Origin of the sequence: Streptomyces sp. NPDC093252, from assembly GCF_040683675.1 — a bacterium.
GTDB lineage: Bacteria > Actinomycetota > Actinomycetes > Streptomycetales > Streptomycetaceae > Streptomyces.
Genome location: NZ_JBFBEM010000003.1, coordinates 404,295 through 427,859, shown reverse-complemented (window position 1 = coordinate 427,859; position 23,565 = coordinate 404,295). Strand labels below are relative to the sequence as shown.

Genomic DNA, 23,565 nt, shown 5'->3' with positions numbered 1-23,565 from the left:
CCGGCGGGGCGCGTGGCCGCGCGGTCAGTGGTGGAATCCGGACATCTGCGGCTCGTCGGGCAGCGGGCTCCTGAGCCGGTCGAGGTAGCCGACCGCCTCCCGGATGTCGTCCATCAGCGAGCGCGCCAGATCCATGCCGAGCCCGTTGCGCACCACGATCCGCTGGACGGTGATGTCCGACAGGCCGTCCGGCAGCGGATACGCCGGTACCTGCCAGCCCTTCAGCCGCAGCCGCTCGGAGAGGTCGTAGAGGGTCCAGGCGCCGGTGTGGCCGGGCCTCAGCCGCCAGGCGAAGACCGGGATGTCGGAACCGTCGTTCCACAGCTCGAACGGGCCGAGCCCGCCGATCTCCCGGGCCAGATACATCGCCACGTGCTGCGACGCCTTCTGGACCTCGTGGTAACCGGTCGCCCCGAGCCGCAGGAATTGGTAGTACTGGAGCAGCACCTGCGCGCCGGGGCGGGAGAAGTTCAGCGCGAAGGTGGGCATCTCGCCGCCCAGATAGCTGACCTTGAAGACCAGGTCCTCCGGCAGCAGCTCCGCCGTACGCCACACCACCCAGCCGAGCCCCGGATACACCAGGCCGTACTTGTGGCCGGAGGTGTTGATCGAGTGGACCCGCTCCAGCCGGAAGTCCCACACCAGATCGGGCTGGAGGAACGGGGCGATCATCCCGCCGGAGGCCCCGTCCACATGCACCGGCACATCCAGCCCGGTGTCCCGCTGGATCCGGTCCAGCGCCGCCGCGATCTCCGCCACCGGCTCGTACATCCCGGTGTACGTCACACCGAGGATCGCGACGACCCCGATCGTGTGCTCATCGACGTACGACGCCAGATCGTGCCCGTCGAGGGTTCTGTGTTCCTCGCTCAGCGGGACGCAACGCGGTTCGATGTCCCAGTAGTTGCAGAATTTCTCCCACACCACCTGCACCGCGGAACTCATGACGAGATTGGGGCGATCGGTATTCTTCCCGGCCTTTCGGCGGGCCTGCTGCCAGCGCCTCTTCAGCGCCAGACCGGCGAGCATGCACGCCTCCGACGAACCGACCGTCGAGGTGCCGATGGTGCCACGCGGATCGGGGGCGTGCCACAGATCGGCGAGCATTTTCCAGCAGCGGTCCTCGATCTCCGCCGTCTGCGGATACTCGTCCTTGTCGATCACGTTCTTGTCGAACGCCTCGGTGTAGAGGCGGGTGGCGTATTCGTCCATCCAGGTGCCGACGAAGGTCGCCAGATTCAGCCGCGCGTTGCCGTCGAGCATGATCTCGTCGTGCACGATCTCGTACGCCGTCTCGGGCAGCATCGAATCGACCGGAATGCGGTACCGCTCGACGGCCCTGGTCTCGCCGGGGCGGGCGAAGAGCGGATTCACCGACACCACTTGGTCCGTCGACATCGTCGGTCACTCCAGTTTCCGGTTCTCCGGTTTTCCGGGCGCGGCGCCGCGCGGCACATACGCACCGCGCGGGACACCCTCATGCTGTGCGCGCGGCTCTGCCGCCGCAATTCGACTCGGCCGAATGCGACCGCCGGCCGTCACCGCCGCGCACCGTCACCGCATTCCCCCGCCGGACCTTCCCGTCGCGCGCCCCGCGGCCCTCCGGCGGCGTGCCCCGGCCCCCGCCGCGAGCGGTACGGTCATCCCCACGCCGATGAGGAGAGTGAACGTGAGCAAGTTCGTGCGGCCGGCCGCCGAGGGGGCCGACCCGTTCGGGACCGCCCGGCTGCGGCGTGGGGTGCTCGACGCGTGGGCCACCAGCCCCGCCCGCTTCCGTGAGGACGCCAACGCCGAGGAGGACCTCGTCCTCGGCGGCTACCGGGACCGGCTGGTCGTGGAGCTGGCGCAGAACGCCGCTGACGCCGCCGCCCGCGCCGGGGTGCCGGGACGGCTCCGGCTCACCCTCCGTGACGGGGTGCTGGTCGCCGCCAACACCGGCGCCCCGCTGGACGCCGCCGGGGTCGAGTCGCTGGCCACCCTGCGCGCCTCCGCCAAGCGGGACAACGAGGTGTCCGTCGGACGGTTCGGCGTCGGCTTCGCGGCCGTCATCGCCGTCACCGACGAGCCCGCCGTCGTCGGACGGCACGGCGGGGTCCGCTGGTCCCTCCCCGAGGCGCGCGAGCTGGCCGCGGAGACCGCCCGGCACAGCCCCGGCCTCGGCGACGAGGTCCGCCGCCGCGACGGCCACGTCCCCCTCCTCCGCCTTCCCTTCGCCGCCGAGGGCACCGCCCCCGACCCCTACGACACCGCCGTCATCCTCCCCCTGCGGGACACCGCCGCCGCCGAACTCGCCGAACGCCTCCTCGACGCCGTGGACGACGCCCTGCTGCTCGCCCTGCCGGGGCTGGCGGAGGTCGTGGTGGAGGTGGGGGACGGGGAACGGACGCTGCGGCGGGGGAGCGACAGCGGGCTGACCGTCGTCGACGACTCGCGGGACGGGACGACCCGGTGGCGGACCGCCGCCGCGCACGGGACCCTCGCGCCCGAACTGCTCGCCGACCGGCCCGTCGAGGAGCGGCTGCGGCCCCACTGGTCGGTCACCTGGGCCGTGCCGGTGGACGCGGACGGCGCCCCCGTCACCCCCCGCACCAGCCCCGTTCTGCACGCCCCCACCCCCAGCGACGAACCCCTCGGCGTCCCCGCCCTGCTCATCGCGTCGTTCCCGCAGGACACCACCCGCCGCCACACCGCCCCCGGCCCGCTCACCGACTTCCTGGTCGAGCAGGCCGCCGACGCCTACACCGAACTCCTCGCCGACTGGCGCCCGGTGACGGACGCGATCATTCCGCTGGTCCCCGGCCCGCTGGGCAAGGGCGAGCTGGACGGCGCCCTGCGCGCCGCCGTCCTCCAGCGCCTGCCCCGCACCCCCTTCCTCCCGCCCGCTCTCCCGCCCACCGAGGAGGACGCCCCGGAGTCGCTGCGGCCCCGGGACGCGGAGGTCGTCGAGGGCGCGGGCGCCGACACCGTACGGGTGCTGGCCGAGGTGCTGCCGACGCTGCTGCCCGCCGGGCTGGAGCGCCGCGCCGAACTGCGCACCCTCGGGGTCGCCCGCGTGCCCCTCACCGACGCCGTGGACCGGCTGGCCGGGCTGGAGAAGGCACCGGACTGGTGGTGGCGGCTGTACGACAGCCTGGCCGGGGTCGATCCGGACCGCCTCTCCGGGCTTCCCGTCCCCCTCGCCGACGGCCGGACGACCATCGGGCCCCGCCAGGTCCTCCTCCCCACCCCCGACTCCGCCGGGCTCGACCCCGAGGTCCTCGCCCGCCTCGGGCTGAAGATGGCCCACCCGGACGCCGCCCACCCCCTCCTGGAGAAGCTGGGCGCCCTGCCCGCGACCCCCCGGGCCGTCCTCACCACCCCCCAGGTCCGCGCCGCCGTCGCCGCCTCCCTCGACGACGACGGCCTCAGCGTGAGCTGGGACGAGGACACCCCGGACGCCCACGAACTCGCGGACACCGTCCTCGCCCTCGTCCGCGCCGCCGCCCTGGAACCCGCCGACGAACCCTGGCTCGGCGCCCTCGCCCTCCCCGACGAGGACGGCGAACCCGCCCCGGCCGGCGAACTCGTCCTCCCCGGCAGCCCCTTCGCCGCCGTCATGCGCGAGGACGAACTCGCCTATGTGGACGCCGAGCTGGCCGCGAAGTGGGGTGAGCAGCCGCTCGCCGCCTGCGGGGTCCTCGCCACCTTCGCCCTCGTCCGCGCCACCGACGTCGTCCTCGACCCCGACGAACTCGAACCCCGCGAGGGCGACTACGCCGAGCCCGACGACGCCGGACTCCTCGACGCCGTGGATGTCTGGAGCGAGGACATCCTCGACCGCTTCCCCGACTCCCCGGTCCCGCCCGTCGCCACCGAGCTGATCGCCGTCCGGGACCTGGATCTGGTGGACGAGGACAAATGGCCCGAGGCCCTCGCCCTGCTCGCGCGGCCGCCCCTGCGTGACGCCCTCACCCAGCCGGTCCGCGTGCTCCTCGCCGACGGCACCCACGAAGTCGTCCGGCCGTACACGGCGTGGTGGCTGCGCGGCAACCCGGTGCTCGACGGCCGCCGCCCGGCCGGACTGCTCGCCGCGGGCGGCGACCCGCTCCTGCGCGGCCTCTACGAGGAGGCCGACGCCACCGGCTTCGACGACGAACAGGTGCTCCGGGCGCTCGGCGTCCGCACCTCCGTCGCCGCCCTCCTGGACGAGCCGGGCGGCGCCGCCGAACTCCTCGACCGCCTCGCCGACCCCTCCCGCGAGGTCACCGGCGCCCAGCTCCACGCCCTCTACGGCGCCCTGGCCGACCTCGACCCCGAACAGGTCACCCTGCCGGAGGAACTGCGGGCCGTGCGGGACGGGGAGGTGACGGTGGTGGACGCCTCGGCGGCGGTCGTGGTCGACTCCCCGGACCTCCTCCCCTTCACCGACGGCGTCCCCCTCCTCCCGGTCCGCCCCGCCCGCGCCGCCGAACTGGCGGAGCTGTTCCAGGTGCGGCGGCTCAGCGAGTCGGTGTCGGGGGCCGTGGACTCGCAGGGCACGGAGCACGAGGTACCGGACCCGGTACGGGTCCTGCTGGGACCGTCCGTTCCCCTTTCCTATGTCGAGCACGAGGAGCTGATCGTCGACGGCGTCGAGGTCGACTGGCGGCTCACCGACGACGGCGTCCTGCACGCCGCGACCCTGGAGGGCGTGGCGGCGGGCCTGGCGTGGGCGGCCCGCCAGTGGCCCCGCCGCTTCGAGGTCGCGGCCCTGCTGGAGGACGCCTCCCGGACGGAGGAACTGGCTCGGGACCGGTGGTTCGACTGAGGGCCCCCGTCTCCGAACTCGCTCACGAATTCTTCATGGATGTGTACAACCATTGGGGCGCGTGATGCATCTGATCAGATAAGCCAACAGGCTTACTTGATCAACCGGACCCCGGGCGTGACCGCGCACCGGCGCGCGCAGCGCGCGCCGCGCGACCGCCGGGGCCCCAACTTCCCAGGGGGAAGCACATGCGCAAGCGGGTCACCCTCGGCGTCGTCGTCAGCGGCGCCCTGGCCCTCTCCGCCCTCGCCGTCCCGGCCGCGCAGGCCGACGGCGGTTCCTACACCCCGGAGGACATCTCCAAGATCGCCCAGGCGGCGCGTGACGCGTCCGCGGCGGCCGACGGCAAGAGCGCGTTCAGCGCCGCCGCCGCGGAGCCGGGCGTTCCTTACGCCCTCGACCTCAAGTTCTCCGGTGTGAAGGTCAACAACGGCAAGGCGATCGTCGCCGGTACCTCCGCGATTGTCAGCGTCCCCGTCAGCTACAAGGTGACGCACGCGGCGGACATCGACATCACCGACCCCGAGCTGTTCGTCAACGTCGAGATCTACCGCGGCGACTTCACCGACCCGACCAACAACCTCTACGGCGACGAGCTGCACACCTGCACCGCCACCTCGTCGACCACCGCCAACTGCAAGGGGAAGATCGACGTCTACCCCGACATCGAGCTGAGCAACGCCGACGCCACGAGCTGGAAGGGCGTCGGCTGGGCCATCGACTTCAACGGCCAGGACCCGCTCGACCCGAACGCCGACTGGAGCCAGATCGGCTACGTCGACCAGGACAAGGTCACCACGACCAAGCTCCAGCGCCTCTCCAAGTTGACGGCCAACGCCAGCCCCGAGCCGGTCAAGAAGGGCAAGACCATCACGGTCACCGGCAAGCTCTCCCGCGCCAACTGGGACACCGGAACGTACACCGGCTACTCCACCCAGCCGGTCAAGCTCCAGTTCCGCAAGAAGAGCGCCAGCACCTACACCACGGTCAAGACCATCAAGACCAACAGCAAGGGCGAGCTGAAGACCACGGTCAAGGCGTCCCAGGACGGCTACTACCGCTACAGCTTCGCCGGGACCAGCACGACCCCCGCGGTCAACGCGACCGGTGACTTCATCGACGTGAAGTAGCCCCGAACGCGGGCGCGGGAGCCCGGACCGGCGGCGGCCGGTCCGAGGCTCCCGCGCCTTTTTCGCGCCCGGGATCGGATCACGCCGGGAACCGCCGGTCCACCCACCGCCACAGGAACTCCATCACCAGCCCCGCCCCCGCCGCGATCCCCACCGCGATCCACGGCATCGTCGTCCCCACCAGCTTCAGCGCGAAGAAGTCCTGGAGCCAGGGGACGACCAGGACCAGCAGGAACGCGCCCCCCATCGCCGCCACCAGCACCACCCGCCACCAGGTGTACGGGCGCGCGATGATCACCAGCACCCACATCGCGATCAGGAACAGCGTCAGGGTCGCCGCGCTGGTCTCCGCGTCCAGCGCGCCCGGGCCCGTGTAGTGGTGCCGGGCGATCAGATACGTGGCGAAGGTCGCCACCGCCGCCAGCACCCCGCCCGGGATCGAGTACCGCATCACCCGGCGGACGAAGTTCGGCTTCGCGCGCTCCTTGTTCGGCGCCAGGGCCAGGAAGAACGCCGGGACGCCGATGGTGAGGGTGGACAGGAGGGTGAGGTGGCGGGGGAGGAAGGGGTACTCCACCTGCCAGCACACCACCAGGACCGCCAGCAGCACCGAGTAGACCGTCTTCACCAGGAACAGCGTCGCCACCCGCGTGATGTTCCCGATGACCCGGCGGCCCTCCGCCACCACGCTCGGCAGCGTCGCGAAGCTGTTGTTCAGCAGGACGATCTGCGCCACCGCCCGGGTCGCCTCCGAGCCGGAGCCCATCGCCACCCCGATGTCGGCGTCCTTCAGCGCCAGGACGTCGTTCACCCCGTCGCCGGTCATCGCGACCGTGTGCCCCCGGGACTGGAGCGCGCCCACCATGTCCCGCTTCTGCTGCGGGGTGACCCGCCCGAACACCGTGCCCTCCACCAGCGCCCCCGCCATCTCCTCCCGCCCGGCGGGCAGCTCCCGCGCGTCCACCACCGCACCCGTCAGCCCCAGCTTTCCGGCGACCGCGCCCACCGAGACCGCGTTGTCCCCGGAGATCACCTTCGCCCGGACGTCCTGGTCGGCGAAGTACCGCAGGGTGTCCCCGGCGTCCGGCCGCAGCCGCTGCTCCAGCACCACCAGGGCCACCGGCGCCGCCCCCGCCGCCACCTCCGGGTCGTCCAGCTCCCGTGCCGCCCGCGCCAGCAGCAGCACCCGCAGACCCCGCTCGTTCAGCCGCTCCGTCTCCGCGAGCGCCGGGTCACCGGCCGCCAGCAGGACATCCGGCGCCCCCAGCAGCCAGGTGCTCGCGGTGCCGCCGCCCTCGTTGAAGGACGCCCCGCTGTACTTGCGGGCCGAGGAGAAGGGCAGCGACCGGGTGCAGCGCCACTCCCCGCTGTCCGGGTAGGCGTCGATGATCGCCTTCAGCGACGCGTTCGGCCGCGGGTCCGACTCCCCGAGCGCCCCCAGCACCGTCCGTACGTATGCCTCCTCCGCCCCGCCCAGCGGGCGCAGCTCCATGACATCCATGCCGCCCTCGGTGAGCGTGCCCGTCTTGTCCAGACAGACCGTGTCCACCCGGGCCAGGCCCTCGATCGCCGGCAGCTCCTGCACCAGGCACTGCTTGCGGCCCAGCCGGATCACCCCGATCGCGAAGGCCACGGAGGTCAGCAGCACCAGCCCCTCGGGGACCATCGGCACGATTCCGCCGACCGTGCGCGCCACCGAGTCCTTGAACGCGTTCTCCTTCACCACCAACTGGCTGATGATCAACCCGATCGCGGTCGGGATCATCATCCAGGTCACGTACTTGAGGATCGTGGAGATGCCGGTACGGAGTTCGGAGTGGACGAGGGTGAAGCGGGACGCCTCCTCGGCGAGCTGCGCCGCGTACGCCTCCCGGCCCACCTTCGTCGCCCGGAACGCGCCCCCGCCGGCCACCACGAAACTGCCCGACATCACCTCGTCGCCCGGGTGCTTGACGACCGGGTCGGCCTCGCCGGTCAGCAGCGACTCGTCGATCTCCAGCCCGTCCGCCTCGACACACACTCCGTCCACGGCCACCTTGTCCCCGGGGCCGAACTCGATGACGTCGTCCAGCACGATCTCCGAGGTGCCGACCTCGGTGGGGGTGCCGTCCCGGCGGACGGTCGGGCGGACCTCGCCGATCAGCGCCAGGGAGTCCAGGGTCTTCTTCGCCCGCCACTCCTGGATGATCCCGATCCCGGTGTTGGCGAGGATCACGAACCCGAACAGGCTGTCCTGGATCGGCGCGACGAACAGCATGATCACCCAGAGCACACCGATGATCGCGTTGAAGCGGGTGAAGACATTCGCGCGGACGATCTCCCCGAGGGAGCGGCTGCTGCGGACCGGGACGTCATTGACCTGACCGCGCGCCACCCGCTCCGCGACCTCCGCGCCGGTGAGTCCACCGGCCGGTCCCGGGGGTGGGGAGGGGGAGTGCGCAGGATTCAGTCCGGTACCCGCCTCGGTGTGCGTCATGTCTTTGACGGTACGTGGGGGAAGGGGGCTGTGCCCTCGTTGTAGTGGTAGGGGTGCGGGTGGGTGGGGGCTGGTCGCGCGGTTCCTCCCCCAGAGGAGGTACCCCCCAGCGTCCCTAAAGGCCCTCTGCTGCCGCTGCCGCTGCCCGTTTGATCGCCTGGTCCCTCTTCCTTACGTACCAGATGCCGATCAGGCCCAGGCCCGCGCCCGCCAGGCAGGTCCAGAGCCACCAGGTGTGGCCGTGGTCGGCGAACCAGCCGTAGAAGGGGAGCTGGACCAGGAACAGGGCGAACCAGAGGATCGTGCCGCCCGTGATGGTGGCGACCACGGGGCCCTCCAGGGGCTCCGGTGCCTCGTGCCGGGGTGTCCACTTCGCCATGGGGCCAGCTTACGAGGAGTCCGGGGCGCGTCCGGGACCGGATCCCCCACGCCGGTCTACGCGCGGAGATAGGTGTTTTGGGCTTCATATGTTCATACTGAAACTGTTTCTTACTGGCCACTTATCTTCGTAGGAACCTCTAAACGATGCCCAGCTCGGCTCTCGACCGCTACTTCAAGATCTCCGAGCGGGGCAGCTCCCTGCCCCGGGAGATTCGCGGTGGCTTCGCCACCTTCTTCGCGATGGCGTACATCATCGTGCTGAATCCGATCATCCTCGGCAGCGCGAAGGACATGTACGGTCACCAGCTCGACAATGGCCAACTGGTCACCGCCACGGCCCTGACGGCGGCCTTCACCACCCTGCTGATGGGGGTGATCGGAAACGTTCCGATCGCGCTCGCCGCCGGGCTCGGGGTGAACTCCGTCGTCGCCCTCCAGCTCGCCCCCCGGATGTCCTGGCCGGACGCCATGGGCATGGTGGTGCTGGCCGGTTTCGTGGTGATGCTGCTGGTCGCCACCGGGCTGCGGGAACGCGTGATGGCGGCCGTGCCGTACTCGCTGCGCAAGGCCATCGCCATCGGTATCGGCCTGTTCATCATGCTGATCGGGCTGGTCGACGCCGGGTTCGTGTCCCGGATCCCGGACGCCGCCCACACCACCGTCCCGCTCCAGCTCGGCGGCGACGGTCATCTCAACGGCTGGCCGGTGCTGGTCTTCGTGCTCGGGGTGCTGCTGACGCTGGCGCTGATCGTGCGCAAGGTGGCCGGGGCGATCCTGATCTCCATCATCGCCATGACCGTCGTCGCGATGATCATCGACGCCGTCGCCACCATTCCCTCCTGGGGGCTGACCACGCCCCAGTGGCCCGGCAACCCGGTCGCCACGCCCGACTTCGGGCTGCTGGGCGAGGTCAGTCTGTTCGGCGGGTTCGCGAAGGTCGGGGTGCTGACCGGCGTCCTCTTCGTCTTTACCGTCCTGCTGTCCTGCTTCTTCGACGCCATGGGCACGATCATGGGCGTCAGCGACGAGGCCAAGCTCACCGACGGCGAGGGCCAGATGCCCGGCATCAACAAGGTGCTCTTCGTCGACGGCATCGCGGTCGCGGCCGGCGGCGCCAGCTCCTCCTCCGCCACCACCTGTTTCGTGGAGTCCACGGCGGGGGTCGGCGAGGGCGCCCGGACCGGCTTCGCCAACCTGGTCACCGGCGCGCTCTTCACCGTCGCGCTGTTCCTCACCCCGGTCGCCACCATGGTCCCGTCCCAGGCGGCCACTCCCGCCCTGGTCGCGGTCGGGTTCCTGATCCTCGCCGGGTCGATCAAGGAGATCGACTGGTCCGACTACACCCTCTCCGTCCCCGCCTTCGTGACGATGGTGATGATGCCCTTCACCTACTCGATCACCAACGGCATCGGCATGGGCTTCATCACCTTCGTCGTACTGCGGCTGGCGGCCGGGCGGGCGAAGGAGGTCCCGGTGGCGATGTACGCGGTGGCCGGGGTCTTCGCCTTCTACTACCTGATGCCGGCGCTGGGGCTGACGTAGGGCGGCTGCTCCGGGGGTGAGGTGGCGTTCGGGGGTGAGGGGGGCGCCCTCGGGGGTGAGGGGGCGCCCTCGGGCGGGGGCGCTCTGCGGGTGGGGGCCTGTGGGCGGGGGCGACCTGTGGGCGGGGGCTCGTGGGCGGGGGTGTCCCGTGGGCGGGGGGCGTCCTGCCGGGTGGGGGGCGCCCCGCGGGGTGGTATTTAGAGAGAGTAATGAGTTACGCTAAGGACATGTCGGACCTCACCACCCATGGCGACGACGCCGCCGTGAACTCTCTGCGCTCGGCCGTGATGCGGCTGTCCCGTCGGCTCAAGCACCAGCGGGTCGACGAGTCCCTGAGCCCGACCGAGATGTCGGTCCTGGGCACACTGGCCCGCTGCGGCACCGCCACCCCCGGTGAGCTGGCCCGCAAGGAGCATGTCCAGCCGCCGTCGATGACCCGTATCGTCGCGCTGCTGGAGGCCAAGGGGCTGGTCCAACTGGAGCCGCACCCGGAGGACCGCCGGCAGAAGGTGGTCACCCAGACCGAGCAGGCCGAGGCGATGCTGGAAGAGAGCCGCACCAAGCGCAACGCCTTCCTCGCCACGCTGGCCGAGGGCCTCGACGAGGACGAGTGGGCGAAGCTGCGCGCCGCCGCGCCGGTGCTGGAGAAGCTGGCGCACTTGTAGCGCCAGAGGAGTCACCCCCCGTAGCGCCTCGGTCACCCCGGCCGCGCCCCGGCCGCCCCCGTCGTCGCCCCAGTCACCCTCGTCCCAAGGAGGCGAACCCCTTTGAGTACGGGACCCGGAATACCTTCCGCACCCGCACCGGAACCCGACACCGACACCAGCACCAGCACCACAACCGCCACCGACGACCACCCTGAGGACCCCCGCGAGAAGCGCCGGTCCTCCGCCATGTTCTCGTCCCTCCGGATCCGCAACTACCGGCTCTTCTTCATGGGACAGGTCGTCTCCAACACCGGCACCTGGATGCAGCGCATCGCCCAGGACTGGCTGGTGCTCAGCCTCACCGGCTCCGCCACCGCCGTCGGTTTCACCACGGCCCTGCAATTCCTGCCGATGCTGTTCTTCGGCCTCTACGGCGGGGTCCTGGTCGACCGGCTCCCCAAGCGCCGCACCCTGCTGTTCACCCAGACCGCGATGGGCCTCAGCGGTCTCGCGCTGGCCGTACTGACCCTCACCGGACTGGTCGAGGTCTGGCACGTCTATCTCGCCGCCCTCGCCGTCGGCCTCGCCACCGTCGTCGACAACCCCGCCCGGCAGTCCTTCGTCTCCGAGATGGTCGGCCCCGACCAGCTCCAGAACGCGGTCAGCCTGAACTCCGCGAACTTCCAGTCCGCCCGCATGATCGGCCCCGCCGTCGCCGGTGTCCTGATCACCGGGGTGGGCACGGGCTACGCCTTCCTCTTCAACGGGCTGTCCTTCCTCGCCCCCATCACCGGACTGCTGCTGATGCGGGGCCGCGAGCTGCACACCGTCGAACGCGCCCCGCGCGGCAAGGGACAACTGAGAGAGGGGCTGCGGTATGTCGCCGGGCGGCCCGAGCTGATCTGGCCCATCGTGCTGGTCGGCTTCATCGGCACCTTCGCCTTCAACTTCCCGGTGTACCTGTCCGCCTTCGCCGACGACGTCTTCCACGCCGGGGCCGGTGCCTACAGCCTCTTCAACACCCTGATGGCCGTCGGCTCGGTCACCGGGGCGCTCCTCGCCGCCCGCCGGGGCACCGCGCGGCTGCGGGTGCTCAGCGCCGCCGCGCTGCTCTTCGGGCTGCTGGAGATCGCCGCCGCGGCGACACCGCAGTTGTGGATGTTCGCCCTGCTGATGATCCCGATCGGGCTGTTCGGCATGACGGTCAACGTCACCGCCAACACCGCGATCCAGATGTCCACCAACCCCGCCATGCGGGGCCGGGTGCTCGCCCTCTACATGATGGTCTTCCTCGGCGGAGCACCGGTCGGCGCCCCGATCGTCGGCTGGATGACCGACGCCTACGGTGCCCGGGTCGGCCTCGCGGTCGGCGGCGCGGTCGCCGCCCTCGCCGCCGCGACCATCGGCGTCGTCCTCGCCCGGACCGGCGGCCTGCGGCTGTTGATGGGGTGGGACGCGGGACGGCCGCGGGTACGGTTCGTGCCGCGACAGCGGGACGGGGACGGGGACGGGGACCGGCAGCGGGACGGGGGCCGGGACCGGAATCGGGACCGGAATCGGGACCGGGATTCGGCTGAGGAGGAGCTGGCGGGGGCTGCCTGAAGCGGCCGGGTGTGGCAGGGTCGGGGGCCGTGAGGCTCTTCGCGGCCGTGCTGCCGCCGCCCGGACCCGTGGTCGACGCCCTCGCCGACGAGGTCGCCGCGCTGCGCCGCCTGCCGGGCGGGGAGGCGCTGCGCTGGACCGACCCGGCCGGCTGGCACTTCACCCTCGCCTTCTACGGGGAGGTCGACGACGGCGTCGTCCCCGAGCTGTCGGCGCGGCTGGCGCGGGCGGCGGGGCGGACGCCGCCCTTCGCGCTGGCCGTGCGGGGCGGCGGGCAGTTCGGGCACGGGCGGGCGCTGTGGGCCGGGGCGGAGGGGGACCTCGTGGTGCTGCGGCGGCTCGCGGAACGGGCGGAGGCGGCGGGACGGCGGGCCGGTGCCGGGCACGCGGAGCACCGGCGGTACCGGCCCCATCTGACGCTGGCCCGCGCACGGGGTGGGGCTCCGCCCGACGTGGGGTCGTATGTGGCCGCGCTGGAGGGGTTCGGCGGGGTGGAGTGGCGGGTCGGGGACATCGCGCTGGTCCGCAGCAATCCGCCGGCGCCCGGAGTGCCGGGCGCCCGGCCACGGTACGAGGTGGTCGGGCGCTGGGGGCTGGGGGGCGGCGGTTAGGCTCGGGGCGTGGATCCGAAGACCCGGAACCGGATTATGGCCGGTGCGCTTGTGCTTTTGTTTGTGGTTGTCGCTTTGGCTTCTGCTGTGGGGAGGTAGGGGTGCCCGTTATCTGCCGGGTGCGGGTGCGGGTGCGGGTGCGTCGTGGCTGGTCGCGGAGTTCCTCCCGCCCCTGAAGGGCGATTCGCCCGCCGCCTGCTGAAGAGCTGGACCCCTGCCGCTACCAGGCGAACGCCTCCGGGCTGGGACCCGGGCCCGGGAAGATGTCGTCCAGGGCCTTGAGGACCTCGTCGTCCAGCTTCAGGTCGACCGCTCGGCGGGCGGATTCCAACTGCTCCGCGGTGCGGGGGCCGACGATCGGGCCGGTGATGCCGGGGCGGGTGAGGAGCCAGGCCAGGGCCGTCTCGCCGGGTTCCAGGCCGTGCTTGTCGAGGAGATCCTCGTAGGACTGGATCTGGGCGCGGACCGTCGGGTCCTTCAGGGTGTCGGCCGCGCGGCCGGAGGCACGGCGTCCGCCCTGGACCTCCTTCTTGATCACCCCGCCGAGCAGCCCGCCGTGCAGCGGGGACCACGGGATGACACCGAGGCCGTACTCCTGCGCGGCCGGGATGACCTCCATCTCGGCGCGCCGCTCGGCCAGGTTGTAGAGGCACTGCTCGCTGACCAGGCCGATCGTGCCGCCGCGGCGCTCGGCGATCTCATTGGCCTGGGCGATCTTGTAGCCGGGGAAGTTGCTGGAACCGGCGTAGAGGATCTTGCCCTGCTGGATCAGGACGTCGACGGCCTGCCAGATCTCCTCGAACGGCGTGGACCGGTCGATGTGGTGGAACTGGTAGAGGTCGATGTAATCGGTCCGCAGGCGCTGGAGGGAGGCGTCGACCGCGCGGCGGATGTTCTTGGCCGAGAGCTTGTCGTGGTTGGGCCAGGCGTCGCCGTCGGCCGCCATGTTGCCGTACACCTTGGTGGCGAGGACGACCTTGTCCCGGCGGTCGCCGCCCTTCGCGAACCAGTTGCCGATGATCGATTCGGTACGGCCCTTGTTCTCGCCCCAGCCGTAGACGTTCGCGGTGTCGAAGAAGTTGATGCCCGCGTCCAGCGCCGCGTCCATGATGGCGTGGCTGTCGGGTTCGTCCGTCTGCGGACCGAAGTTCATCGTGCCGAGGACGAGTCGGCTGACCTTGAGTCCCGTGCGTCCGAGCTGCGTGTACTCCATGGTCCACAAGCCAACGGCTTGGAGTGGGCTCCAGGCAAGTGGGGAGGGGGTTCAGTCGCGGGGGAACTTCGAGGTGTCGATGGTCAGGTCCAGGAAGGTGTGGGTCAGATCGACGGGATCACCGAAGTCGATCCGGGACTCGGTGCGGTACTCGCCGTCCTTGGGCTCGGTGAAGACATGGCAGCGACCGGTATAAGGGTCGGCGATGACATAGACGGGGACCCCGGCCTGCGCGTACGCGGCCTTCTTGGGGCCGTAGTCGTTGGCTCCCGTACCGCGTGAGATGACCTCGGCGACGAATTCCACGTCCTCGTGGCGCCAGCCCCGCTCGGCGTCCCGCTCAGCCCCGTCGCGCAGCTTCATCACATCGGGGCAGAAGCCGTTCTGGTGGCCGGGGAAGTCGATACGGACGTCCGTGGCCACCGTGACATCCCTGCCGAACCTGTCCTCCAGCGCATGGATGATCCGGCGCGCGATCTCCCCGTGCGTGAAACGCTGCGGCACCATATGGACGGCCCCCTCGACGACCTCGACCTTGAATCCCTCGGGGACCATCCGCTCCACCAGCTCGAACCACGCGTCGAGGCGCTGTGCGTTTTCGTCGGCCATATCGATCCTGTCGGACTCTGCGACGGTCATCGTGGCGCTCCTCCCCGGCCCGCCCCGCGAACGGGCGCAGCCGCGCAGTCCAACGATAGGCATAAAGCGTGGACACGGGCAGTGAGCGGCGCCCATAGTGCCGGACATGCCGACCCGACCCGCCGCCCCGGACCAGCCGACCGACCCCGTGCAGCCCCCCGCCCCCATGGCACCCGTCGACCCCACCCCCTCCCTCCTCCCCCTCCTCCACGTCCACCTCGGTGACACCCTCCTCGGTGTCTATCTCCACGGCTCCGCCGTGGTCGCCGGGCTGCGGCCCGACAGTGATGTCGATCTGCTGGTGGTCGTCGAGCGGTCGCTGAGCGCGGGGCGGCGCGCGGCGCTGGTGCGGGCGGTGGGGGAGGTGTCCGGCGCGGTCGGGGACAGGGGGCGGCGGCCGGTCGAGCTGATCGTCGTGACGCGCGCCGCCATCGACCCCTGGCGGTACCCGCCGGTCTGCGACTTCCTCTACGGGGAGTGGCTGAGGAAGGAGTACGGACGCGGATACGTCCCCGGCCCGGAACCCATGCCCGACCTCGCGCCCCTCCTCACCATGGCCCGCGCCGCCGACACCCCCCTGTACGGACCGTCGGCGCGCACCCTGCTGCCCGTCGTACCGCACGCCGATCTGCGGCGGGCGATCGTCGCCGGGGTGCCGGAGCTGCTGGCCGAGCTGGCGACGGACACCCGGAATGTGCTGCTGACCCTGGCCCGGATCTGGACGACCCTGGTCACCGGGGACATCAGGAGCAAGGACGCGGCGGCCGGATGGGCGGCCGAACGGCTCCCCGCCCGGCACCGGCCGGTGCTGGAGTGGGCGCGGCGGGGGTATCTGGGTGAGGGGGTGGGTGCCGCGCCCGGTGGGGTGGAGGAGTGCGCGGCGGCGCTCGTCGGGCAGATCCGGGCTCAGGGTGTGTAGGGGGCGCCCAGGTCCCAGCCCTGGTACAGGGCCTCCGCGAAGGCCGCCGCGATCTTGTGTTCGCCCTCGGGGTTGGGGTGGGTGCCGTCGTAGGTGTCGGTGTGGAGGTCGTAGGCGGGCGGGGGTGCGGCGAGGAGAAGCGGGGAGCGGGGTTCGTCCAGGTCGGCGACGGCCTTGGCGAGGAGTTCGTTGAAGGCGGCGACCTCGGTGGCGAAGTGGTCGTCGGCGGCGGCCCGGATGTTCGGTATCACCGGGAGGACGACCATGCCGATCCCGGGCCGGGTCTCCCTGGCCCCGGCGACGAACGCCCGGACGTTCGCGGCGGTCTGCCCGGCGTCCGTGTAGAAACCCAGGTCGATCAGGCCCAGGGAGACAAGCAGGACATCGGCCTTGGCGGCGCGGGCCGCGGCCCCGATCACCGGCGCCATGTGCAGCCAGCCCTCGCCCCACCCGGCGAGATGCCGGCGCGGGAAGTCCGGCTCGGCGTAGGCGTACGACACGGGGGCGTCGGCGGTCTTGTCGTAGAGCGTCTCCCTCGGGCCGACCAGCGTGAACGGGCCTCCGTAGGTGGCGCACAGATGCCGCCACAGCCGGTAGCGCCAGGTGTGGTCGCCCGCGCTGCCGATGGTCATCGAGTCGCCTACCGGCATCAACCTGAGCATCCGCTCATGATGAGGGATGGGTGGGGGAGGGGGACGGGCCGGGGTGGAACAGCGGTGCCGCGAACCCGGCCACCCCACCGGGAGCGGGCGGGCGTACGGGTGTGCGGGCCGGAACGGGCGTACGGGATGGCAGTCTTGGGGCATGCGCCGATCCCTGGTCCCCCTCGCCGCCACCGCACTGCTCACCGGCGGGCTGCTCGCTCTGCCGTCGACCGCCTCCGCCGCCGACGGTGACGAGGGGTTCACCATCGAGGACCCGCGGATCACCGAGTCCAGCGGTCTCGCCGCGTCCCGTCAGCACCCGGGGATCTACTGGACGCACAACGACAGCGACGACGGCGCCTTCCTCTACGCCGTCGACAGCGCCACCGGCGAGACGGTCGCCACCCTCACCCTCACCGGCGTCGGCACCCCGAGGGACGTCGAGGCGATCTCGATCGGCCCCGGCAACCAGATCTATGTCGGCGACATCGGCGACAACCTCGGCGGCACCTGGGACCACGTCTGGATCTATCAGCTCCCCGAGCCGGCGGAACTCACCGACCGGACGGTCCGCGCCACCCAGTACGTCGTCCAGTACGAGGACGGCGCCCGGGACGCCGAGTCCCTGGTGGTGCACCCGGAGACCGGGCGGGTCTACGTCGTCGACAAGAACGCCGAGGGCGGTCATCTCTACGAGGGACCCGCCGAGCTGTCGCCGTCCGGCACCAATGTGTTCAAGCCGATCGCCGCCGTCCCGGATCTGGAGGCCACCGACGCCACCCTCTCCCCCGACGCCCGGTATCTCGTCGTCCGCAGCTACTTCGGGGCCGTCGCCTACACCTGGAACGGCGGGCAGCTCAAGCGCCTGGAGCGGCTGAGCGTGCCGACCGGCTTCGTCCAGGGCGAGTCCGTCACCTACACCGCCGACGGGAACCGGCTGATGTACGGGGCCGAGGGCGAGGGCAGCAAGGTCCTGCCCGAGGACCCGCCGGGGGACGGGGGCGGTGGGTCCGCCGACTCGGCGGCCGGGGCCGAGGACTCGGGGAGCGGGGCCGGTGACGGGCGCGATCTGTCCGTCGGGGCCGGGGCGCTGGGCGCGGCGGTGGTGGCGCTGCTGGTGCTGGGGGCGCGGCGCAGGAGGCGGCGGGGTTAGGTCTTCTTGCGTCGGGCGCGGACGGCGCGGGTGATGCCGTAGCCCAGCAGCCAGGGCAGGACGGTGATGCCGCCGATGTAGACGGTGACGAAGCCGGTGATGTCGTCCCAGTTGGTGCCGGGGCCGTCGGCGCGGGGGAGGGCGATGATGACCAGGCCCACCGTGACCGGCAGCAGGGGCGGCAGGACGGACCAGAGGCGGGGTGCCCGGCCCGGCCGGCGGGCGCACCAGACGCCGGTGGCGGCCATCAGGAACGGTCCGAAGGGGATCCACAGCAGCAGGGGGACGAGGAAGAGGACCGTCCAGTCGTCGCCGAAGCCGAACATCATGGGCGGTGCCCTCCCCCTGCGGTGCGCGCGTGTGCCGGTGCGCCGGGGAGGACGCGGGGGGTGAGAGGGGTGGTTCCCGGCCGGGGTCAGGGGGTGCCGGTGGTGTCCGGGGCGCAGGTGGGGTCGGGGTTCTCGGGGGGCCGGGAGGGGCGGCCGTCGGAGGACCCTCTGCGGGCCACTTCCGCCTCCAGGCCGTCGAGGAGGCGCTGGAGGCCGAATTCGAAGTGGTCGAAGTTCGAGCCCCAGGTGTTGTCGTCGAGGGAGGCCATGAGGGGGAACCGGCCGCTGTCGAGGACCTCGGTGAGGATCGGGACCTGGGCCTCCCAGAACTCCATGTCGGTGAGCCCGGTGCGGCGCTCGACCTCCGCCTGGTGGACCTTGGTGCGGGCGGCGCCGACGACATAGCTGTCCACCAGGACGATCGTCGAGACCAACTCGCGGTCGGGCAGGCCCATCGGGCGGATCCGGGAGAGCACCTTCTCCATGCCGTCGAGCGCGCTCGGGCCGAGGATCGGCCGGGACTGGTTGACATGGAGCAGCCAGGGGTGGCGGCGGTAGAGGGCGAGGGTGGCGCGGCCCATGGCCTCCAGGGCGGAGCGCCAGCCGCCGTCGCCGAGGTCGGCGGGGTTCTCGGAGGGGCGCTGGACGCGGTCCAGCATCAGATCGAGCAGCTCGGCCTTGCCGGGGACGTACCGGTACAACGACATGGCGCCGGTGCCGAGTTCCGCGGCGACCCGGCGCATCGAGAGCGCCTCCAGACCGTCCGCGTCCGCGACCCCGACGGCCGCCTCCACGATCCGGTCGAGGGAGAGACCGGGTTTGGGGCCGCGGGTGGGGCGGCGGCCGACGTCCCAGAGCAGTTCGAGGGTGCGGACGATGTCCCCGGCGCCGCTGGTCTCCGTGCCACCGGGTGCCGTGCCACCGGGTGCCGGGGAGCCGGGTGCCGGGGAGGCGGACCCCCGGGTGCCCGGCCTTCTGGTCCCGGAGCCCTCGGAATCCGCACCCTCGGAATCCGCCCCGCCGGGGCCCTTCGTGCCGGGGCCGCCGCCCTCGCTGCCGTGGGCGTCGACCTTCTTCCTGCTCGTCATGGCACCACTTTAAAGGGCTGGTGGGCGGCCCGGAGTAAAAATTGAGTACGCTGTACGCGCAATCGGGTACGCTGTACTCGGTTAGTCGGTGAGCGGCAGGGCTCGTCGCAGGGAGAGGCCCCCAGGGGCCGTCGAGGGGGAAGGCACATGGACGACGGATTCGCGGTACAGGCCCGGGGCCTGGAGAAGCGCTACGGCGAGAAGCGCGCGCTGGACGGCTTCGATCTCGCCGTCCGGGAAGGCACCGTGCACGGACTGCTCGGGCCGAACGGCGCCGGGAAGACCACCGCCGTACGCATCCTGTCCACGCTGATCAAGCTGGACGGCGGGCGGGCCGCGGTCGCCGGTCTCGACGTGGCGACCAGGGCGCGCGAGGTTCGCGCCCGGATCGGGCTGACCGGCCAGTACGCGGCGGTGGACGAGGTGCTCACGGGCCGGCAGAACCTGGAGATGTTCGGCCGTCTGTTCCATCTCGGCGGGCGGCGCGCCAAGAGCCGGGCGGCCGAGCTGCTGGAGCAGTTCGACCTCACGGAGGCCGCCGACAAGGGCGCCGGGGGCTACAGCGGCGGTATGCGCCGACGGCTGGACCTGGCGGCGTCGATGATCCTCGCCCCGGCGGTCCTCTTTCTGGACGAGCCGACGACCGGCCTCGACCCGCGCAGCCGCGGCGAGGTCTGGGAGTCGGTGCGCGCGCTGGTCGCGGGCGGTACGACCGTCCTGCTGACCACCCAGTATCTGGAGGAGGCCGACAAGCTCGCCTCCCGGATCACCGTCATCGACCAGGGCCGGGCCATCGCCGACGACACCCCGGACGGACTGAAGAACCTGATCGGCGGCGACCGGATCGAGGTGGTCCTCGCCGAGCGCTCCGACATCGCGCGCGCGGTGAAGGTCGTCGCTCGGGTCTCGGACGGCGAACCGGAGTCCGACGAGACGGAGTTGCGGGTGCACGCCCCGGTCACCGACCGGGTGGCGGCGCTCACCGAGGTCGCCCGGATCCTCCAGGACGAGGGTGTCACGGTCGAGGACATCGGGCTGCGCAGGCCCAGCCTCGACGATGTCTTCCTGCGCCTGACCGGACACCGGGTGGAGAAGGAGACGGCCGCCGCATGAGCACCAGCACCCTCGATCTGAAGACCACGGACGCGCCGCCCGCGCGCGGCGGCACGTACTGGCTCCTCGCCGACGTCTGGAACATCGTCCGGCGCGGACTGACCCACTACCAGCGCCAGCCGGTGAACATCGCCTGGCAACTGGGCTTCCCGATCCTCTCCGTCCTCCTCTACGGCTATGTCTTCGGCAGCGCGATGACCGTGCCGGGCGGCGGGGACTACAAGGACTTCCTGATGCCCGGCATGTTCGTGATGACCATGGCCTTCGGGTTCATCAACACGGCGACGGTCGTCGTCTACGACTCCACCAAGGGCGTCATCGACCGGTTCCGCTCGATGCCGATGTCGTCGTCGGCGGTGGTCGCGGGGCGGGGGGTGACCGATCTGCTGGTGGCCTGCGCCGAGTTGGCGATCATGATGCTGACCGCGATGGCGATGGGCTGGCGCCCGGACGGCGGCTGGGGCTTCCTGGCGGCCTTCGGACTGCTGCTGTGGCTGCGGTTCGCGCTGATCTGGGTCGGGGTCTGGCTGGGCCTGATCGTGCCCAACCCGGAGGCGGCGGGCGGTCTCTTCGCGGTGGCCTTCCCGCTCACCATGATCTCCAGCATCTTCGTCGCCCCGCAGTTGATGCCGGACTGGCTGGGCTGGGTGGCCGCGTGGAACCCGATCTCCTCGACGGCGGCGGCGACCCGCGATCTGTTCGGCACGCCGGTCGGGGGCGGTGACTCCTGGATCGAGCAGAACGCCCTGCTGATGTCCGGACTGTGGCCGCTGATCCTGACGGCGGTCTTCCTGCCGCTGGCGGTGCGGCGCTTCCAGCGGTTGAGCAGGTAGCCGGCAGGCAGACCGGGAGGGCCGAGGAGAGCCGTCGGGTGAGTGGGTGCGGCACGGATGTGTTCGATGCGGTGAGCTGGGTCGATGTGCGGTGACGTGCCGCGATGTCCCGAAAACCGCCTGGAATATGTCCCGAATGCACCCACTCAACTGAATGTATTCACTCGTCCACTCGATCGAGTGATGGGCGCTCACGGTCCGTGATCGCTGTGGGATGGTGACCCCCCGAAGAGAGAGGGGAGGTCACATGCCCGCAGGTGGACGGCCGACCGTGCGCAGTCGGCGATTGGGTACGGCGCTCAGGCAGTACCGCTATGCCGCCAGTTTCGACCAGCCGCAGGCCGCCGAGGTCATCGCGGCGAGCCAGGCCCGGGTCAGCCGTCTGGAGAGCGGGCATGTCACGGCCCGGGTGATCGAGGTACGGCTGCTCCTGGACGCGTACGGCGTCGACGACCCGGACGTGCGCACCAAACTGGAGGAGCTGGCGAAGCACTCCAAGAGCCGCGGCTGGTGGCTGGAACACGCCGCTCATCTGCGCCCGGACTACGTCGACCACATCGCGCTGGAGGACGATGCCACCTATATCCGCGAGTGGCAACCGGTGCTGGTGCCGGGGCTGTTGCAGACACCGCAGTACGCGGAGGCGGTGATCTCGGCGGGGCCCGACTATGTGGCGCCGGAGGTGATCGCCCAGTTGGTGAAGGTGCGCAGGGGGCGGCAGGCGAAGATCGGGGAGGGCGGGGCGTCGTACACCGCGATCATCTGGGAGGCGGTGATCGCGCATCCGCTGGTGAGTGTCGAGGTCCATCGCGAGCAGCTCGCCGCGATCCTGGAGGTCGGCCGGCGCAAGAACGTGACGGTGCAGGTGCTGCCGTTCAGCGCGGGGGCGCTTGCGGCGGCGAGTTCCGCGTTCTCGTCGTTCAGTTTCGACAACGAACCCGCCGCCGAGGCCGTCACGATGGAGAACCTCCGGGGCACGTCCGTCCTCGAAGCTCCCGAAGACCTCGCAGCTTACGGCAATACGTTCGACCTACTACGATCAGCAGCGTTGACGCCGGACGCCAGCTCGAAGTACCTGCGGGCCATAGTGCGGACCCTCAAGGAAGACGCATCGTGACGGACGTAGTGGGCCCCTTCCGGAAGTCGTCGTACTCCGGACAGCAGGGCAACTGCGTCGAAGTCGCCCCCACCGCCCCCCAAGGCCGGACCGTCCGCGACAGCAAAGACCCCGAGGGGCCGTGGGTGACGGTTTCGCGGGATGGGTGGGAGGCGTTCGTGCGGCAGTTCGGGTGGGAGTTCGAGGGTTTCGGCCGTGGGGCGGGCTGAGTTCCGGAGCCCGGTTTTGTTTTGTCATATTCACTTGGCATATTCACTCGTTCGGCTGATGTGAGGGCCGATCGCGTGTAAAGGGCGCACTCGCCCAACTACCGTCCGTCATATGGTTAGTTCGCCACACGATGCGATGCATCGGATCTTCCGGGACGACCCGGGACTGTTCGCCAGGCTCCTGCCGAGGGCCGGTATCGCCTTCCCCGAGTACTACTCGATCGATCCGCTGGACACCGACCTCACCGAGATCCGGCCGATGGAGCGCCGCGTGGACAGCCTGTTCCGGGTGCGGGCCGCCTCCGACGAGGGGGGTTTCCTCCTCGCGGTCGAGGCACAGGGGAAGAAGGACCCGGACAAGCGCAACAGTTGGACCTACTACTTGGCCTACTTGTATGCCAAGTACCGTCTGCCGCCCGTGCTGGTGGTCCTGTGCCGGGACAAGCAGACAGCCGTATGGGCGATGGAGCCCATCCGGATCGGTCCCGGCTTTCACACCAGCATGCATGTGTATCCGATGGTCCTCGGGCCCGGGAATCTGTCCGCGATCACGGATCCCGCCGAGGTGGCGGCGGATGTCCCGCTTGCCGTGTTCGCGGCGTTCGCCCACGCCAAGGACCCGGGGCTGCCTGCCATACTGGAGGCGCTGGCGGCCGGGATGCAGGCCAGCTCGGAGGCCGATGCGGCGCCCGGTGAGGGGCTGAGCATCGATATGTGGGCGGAGTACGTCGAAATTGGTCTGGGCACGGGCTCGGACCGCGACCTCTGGAGGCAGTTGATGCGCAAGTACACCCCCAACTTCCCCGGCAGCGGCACGCTCCTGGAGGAGACCTGGCTGGAGGGGCGGGCGAAGGGGCAGGAGGAAGGCCGCGTCAAGGGTCGCGTCGAAGGGCGTCTCGAAGGGCGTACGGAGGACATCCTCCGTATCCTCGCCGCCCGTGACATCGACATCCCCGCCCCGGTCCGCGAGCGCATCGCCGCCGGTGCCGAACTGGACGTCCTGGACCGCTGGTTCGACCGCGCGCTGACCGTGACGGACGCCGAGGAGCTGTTCGTGGAGGGTGACGGCGAGCAGGGCTAGGCAGGATGGGTGCGCGAAGGGCGCCCGGCGGAGTGGTTGTTCCGCCGGGCGC

21 protein-coding genes are annotated in these 23,565 nt (G+C 71.1%); 13 read left to right on the top strand and 8 right to left on the bottom strand.

The genetic code is table 11. The annotated features are described in order from the left end of the window. Nucleotides 1-24 precede the first annotated feature (24 nt). On the bottom strand, nucleotides 25-1,398 hold the full coding sequence (locus tag AB0O01_RS07940) for a glutamate decarboxylase (protein WP_365311600.1): 1,374 nt from the start codon (nucleotides 1,396-1,398) through the stop codon (nucleotides 25-27). A 271-nt stretch (nucleotides 1,399-1,669) separates the two neighbouring features. Between AB0O01_RS07940 and AB0O01_RS07935 the strand changes: the two genes are divergently transcribed. Both AB0O01_RS07935 and AB0O01_RS07930 read left to right on the top strand, forming a co-directional pair. Next, complete coding sequence (locus AB0O01_RS07935; RefSeq protein ID WP_365311599.1) at nucleotides 1,670-4,786, top strand: molecular chaperone Hsp90; 3,117 nt, start codon at nucleotides 1,670-1,672, stop codon at nucleotides 4,784-4,786. 188 nt (nucleotides 4,787-4,974) lie between these two features. After that, nucleotides 4,975-5,916 carry a hypothetical protein gene (locus AB0O01_RS07930; protein ID WP_365311598.1) on the top strand — a complete coding sequence of 314 codons (942 nt, stop codon included), beginning with the start codon at nucleotides 4,975-4,977 and terminating at the stop codon, nucleotides 5,914-5,916. Nucleotides 5,917-5,995: 79 nt separating this feature from the next. On the opposite strand, the gene AB0O01_RS07925 is transcribed toward AB0O01_RS07930, so the two are convergent. Both AB0O01_RS07925 and AB0O01_RS07920 read right to left on the bottom strand, forming a co-directional pair. Further along, nucleotides 5,996-8,392: a cation-translocating P-type ATPase gene (locus AB0O01_RS07925; protein ID WP_365311597.1), complete on the bottom strand. Its 2,397-nt coding sequence runs from the start codon at nucleotides 8,390-8,392 to the stop codon at nucleotides 5,996-5,998. Nucleotides 8,393-8,507: 115 nt separating this feature from the next. Beyond that, the gene (locus AB0O01_RS07920) at nucleotides 8,508-8,771 is read right to left on the bottom strand and encodes a DUF2530 domain-containing protein (protein WP_365311596.1); all 264 of its coding nucleotides are present in this window, start codon (nucleotides 8,769-8,771) and stop codon (nucleotides 8,508-8,510) included. A gap of 146 nt (nucleotides 8,772-8,917) precedes the next feature. On the opposite strand from AB0O01_RS07920, the gene AB0O01_RS07915 reads away from it, so the two are divergent. From AB0O01_RS07915 to thpR, 4 genes are all read left to right on the top strand, one after another. After that, nucleotides 8,918-10,315: an NCS2 family permease gene (locus tag AB0O01_RS07915; RefSeq protein ID WP_365311595.1), complete on the top strand. Its 1,398-nt coding sequence runs from the start codon at nucleotides 8,918-8,920 to the stop codon at nucleotides 10,313-10,315. A 227-nt stretch (nucleotides 10,316-10,542) separates the two neighbouring features. Then, entirely contained in the window at nucleotides 10,543-10,980 is a 438-nt protein-coding gene (locus AB0O01_RS07910; protein WP_365311594.1) for a MarR family transcriptional regulator, read from the top strand. Nucleotides 10,981-11,082: 102 nt separating this feature from the next. Beyond that, nucleotides 11,083-12,564 carry an MFS transporter gene (locus AB0O01_RS07905; protein WP_365311593.1) on the top strand — a complete coding sequence of 494 codons (1,482 nt, stop codon included), beginning with the start codon at nucleotides 11,083-11,085 and terminating at the stop codon, nucleotides 12,562-12,564. 29 nt (nucleotides 12,565-12,593) lie between these two features. After that, nucleotides 12,594-13,175, top strand: coding sequence for an RNA 2',3'-cyclic phosphodiesterase (thpR, locus tag AB0O01_RS07900; protein WP_365311592.1), 582 nt, complete (start codon nucleotides 12,594-12,596; stop codon nucleotides 13,173-13,175). Between the two features lie 220 nt (nucleotides 13,176-13,395). On the opposite strand, the gene AB0O01_RS07895 is transcribed toward thpR, so the two are convergent. Continuing rightward, nucleotides 13,396-14,388 (bottom strand): aldo/keto reductase, encoded by a 993-nt coding sequence (locus AB0O01_RS07895; protein WP_365311591.1) that lies wholly within the window; start codon nucleotides 14,386-14,388, stop codon nucleotides 13,396-13,398. A 51-nt stretch (nucleotides 14,389-14,439) separates the two neighbouring features. Next, the gene (locus AB0O01_RS07890) at nucleotides 14,440-15,027 is read right to left on the bottom strand and encodes a Uma2 family endonuclease (RefSeq protein WP_365311590.1); all 588 of its coding nucleotides are present in this window, start codon (nucleotides 15,025-15,027) and stop codon (nucleotides 14,440-14,442) included. A gap of 166 nt (nucleotides 15,028-15,193) precedes the next feature. Between AB0O01_RS07890 and AB0O01_RS07885 the strand changes: the two genes are divergently transcribed. After that, entirely contained in the window at nucleotides 15,194-15,946 is a 753-nt protein-coding gene (locus AB0O01_RS07885; RefSeq protein ID WP_365311790.1) for an aminoglycoside adenylyltransferase family protein, read from the top strand. Here the strand turns inward: AB0O01_RS07885 and AB0O01_RS07880 are convergent. Beyond that, nucleotides 15,934-16,608 carry a GDSL-type esterase/lipase family protein gene (locus tag AB0O01_RS07880; protein WP_365311589.1) on the bottom strand — a complete coding sequence of 225 codons (675 nt, stop codon included), beginning with the start codon at nucleotides 16,606-16,608 and terminating at the stop codon, nucleotides 15,934-15,936. The genes AB0O01_RS07885 and AB0O01_RS07880 overlap by 13 nt on opposite strands. Nucleotides 16,609-16,750: 142 nt before the next feature. Here AB0O01_RS07880 and AB0O01_RS07875 point away from each other — a divergent pair, with 142 nt between their 5' ends. Continuing rightward, the gene (locus AB0O01_RS07875; RefSeq protein WP_365311588.1) at nucleotides 16,751-17,743 is read left to right on the top strand and encodes a WD40 repeat domain-containing protein; all 993 of its coding nucleotides are present in this window, start codon (nucleotides 16,751-16,753) and stop codon (nucleotides 17,741-17,743) included. Here the strand turns inward: AB0O01_RS07875 and AB0O01_RS07870 are convergent. Together AB0O01_RS07870 and AB0O01_RS07865 are read right to left on the bottom strand one after the other, a co-directional pair. After that, entirely contained in the window at nucleotides 17,740-18,072 is a 333-nt protein-coding gene (locus AB0O01_RS07870; protein WP_365311587.1) for a hypothetical protein, read from the bottom strand. The genes AB0O01_RS07875 and AB0O01_RS07870 overlap by 4 nt on opposite strands. A gap of 86 nt (nucleotides 18,073-18,158) precedes the next feature. Then, complete coding sequence (locus AB0O01_RS07865; RefSeq protein ID WP_365311789.1) at nucleotides 18,159-18,950, bottom strand: TetR/AcrR family transcriptional regulator; 792 nt, start codon at nucleotides 18,948-18,950, stop codon at nucleotides 18,159-18,161. A gap of 357 nt (nucleotides 18,951-19,307) precedes the next feature. Between AB0O01_RS07865 and AB0O01_RS07860 the strand changes: the two genes are divergently transcribed. The 5 genes from AB0O01_RS07860 to AB0O01_RS07840 all read left to right on the top strand — a co-directional run bounded on the left by AB0O01_RS07860 (nucleotide 19,308) and on the right by AB0O01_RS07840 (nucleotide 23,513). Further along, nucleotides 19,308-20,273, top strand: a complete 966-nt coding sequence (locus tag AB0O01_RS07860) for an ATP-binding cassette domain-containing protein (protein ID WP_365311586.1) — start codon at nucleotides 19,308-19,310, stop codon at nucleotides 20,271-20,273. Then, nucleotides 20,270-21,106: an ABC transporter permease gene (locus AB0O01_RS07855; RefSeq protein ID WP_365311585.1), complete on the top strand. Its 837-nt coding sequence runs from the start codon at nucleotides 20,270-20,272 to the stop codon at nucleotides 21,104-21,106. Before AB0O01_RS07860 ends, AB0O01_RS07855 begins: the two co-directional genes overlap by 4 nt. 247 nt (nucleotides 21,107-21,353) lie before the next feature. Next, a complete protein-coding gene (locus AB0O01_RS07850; protein WP_365311584.1) occupies nucleotides 21,354-22,223 on the top strand; it encodes a helix-turn-helix transcriptional regulator in 870 nt (289 codons plus the stop codon). Further along, entirely contained in the window at nucleotides 22,220-22,432 is a 213-nt protein-coding gene (locus AB0O01_RS07845) for a DUF397 domain-containing protein (RefSeq protein WP_365311583.1), read from the top strand. The genes AB0O01_RS07850 and AB0O01_RS07845 overlap by 4 nt, the downstream gene beginning before the upstream one ends. 112 nt (nucleotides 22,433-22,544) lie before the next feature. Further along, the gene (locus tag AB0O01_RS07840; protein ID WP_365311582.1) at nucleotides 22,545-23,513 is read left to right on the top strand and encodes a hypothetical protein; all 969 of its coding nucleotides are present in this window, start codon (nucleotides 22,545-22,547) and stop codon (nucleotides 23,511-23,513) included. Nucleotides 23,514-23,565 lie beyond the last annotated feature (52 nt).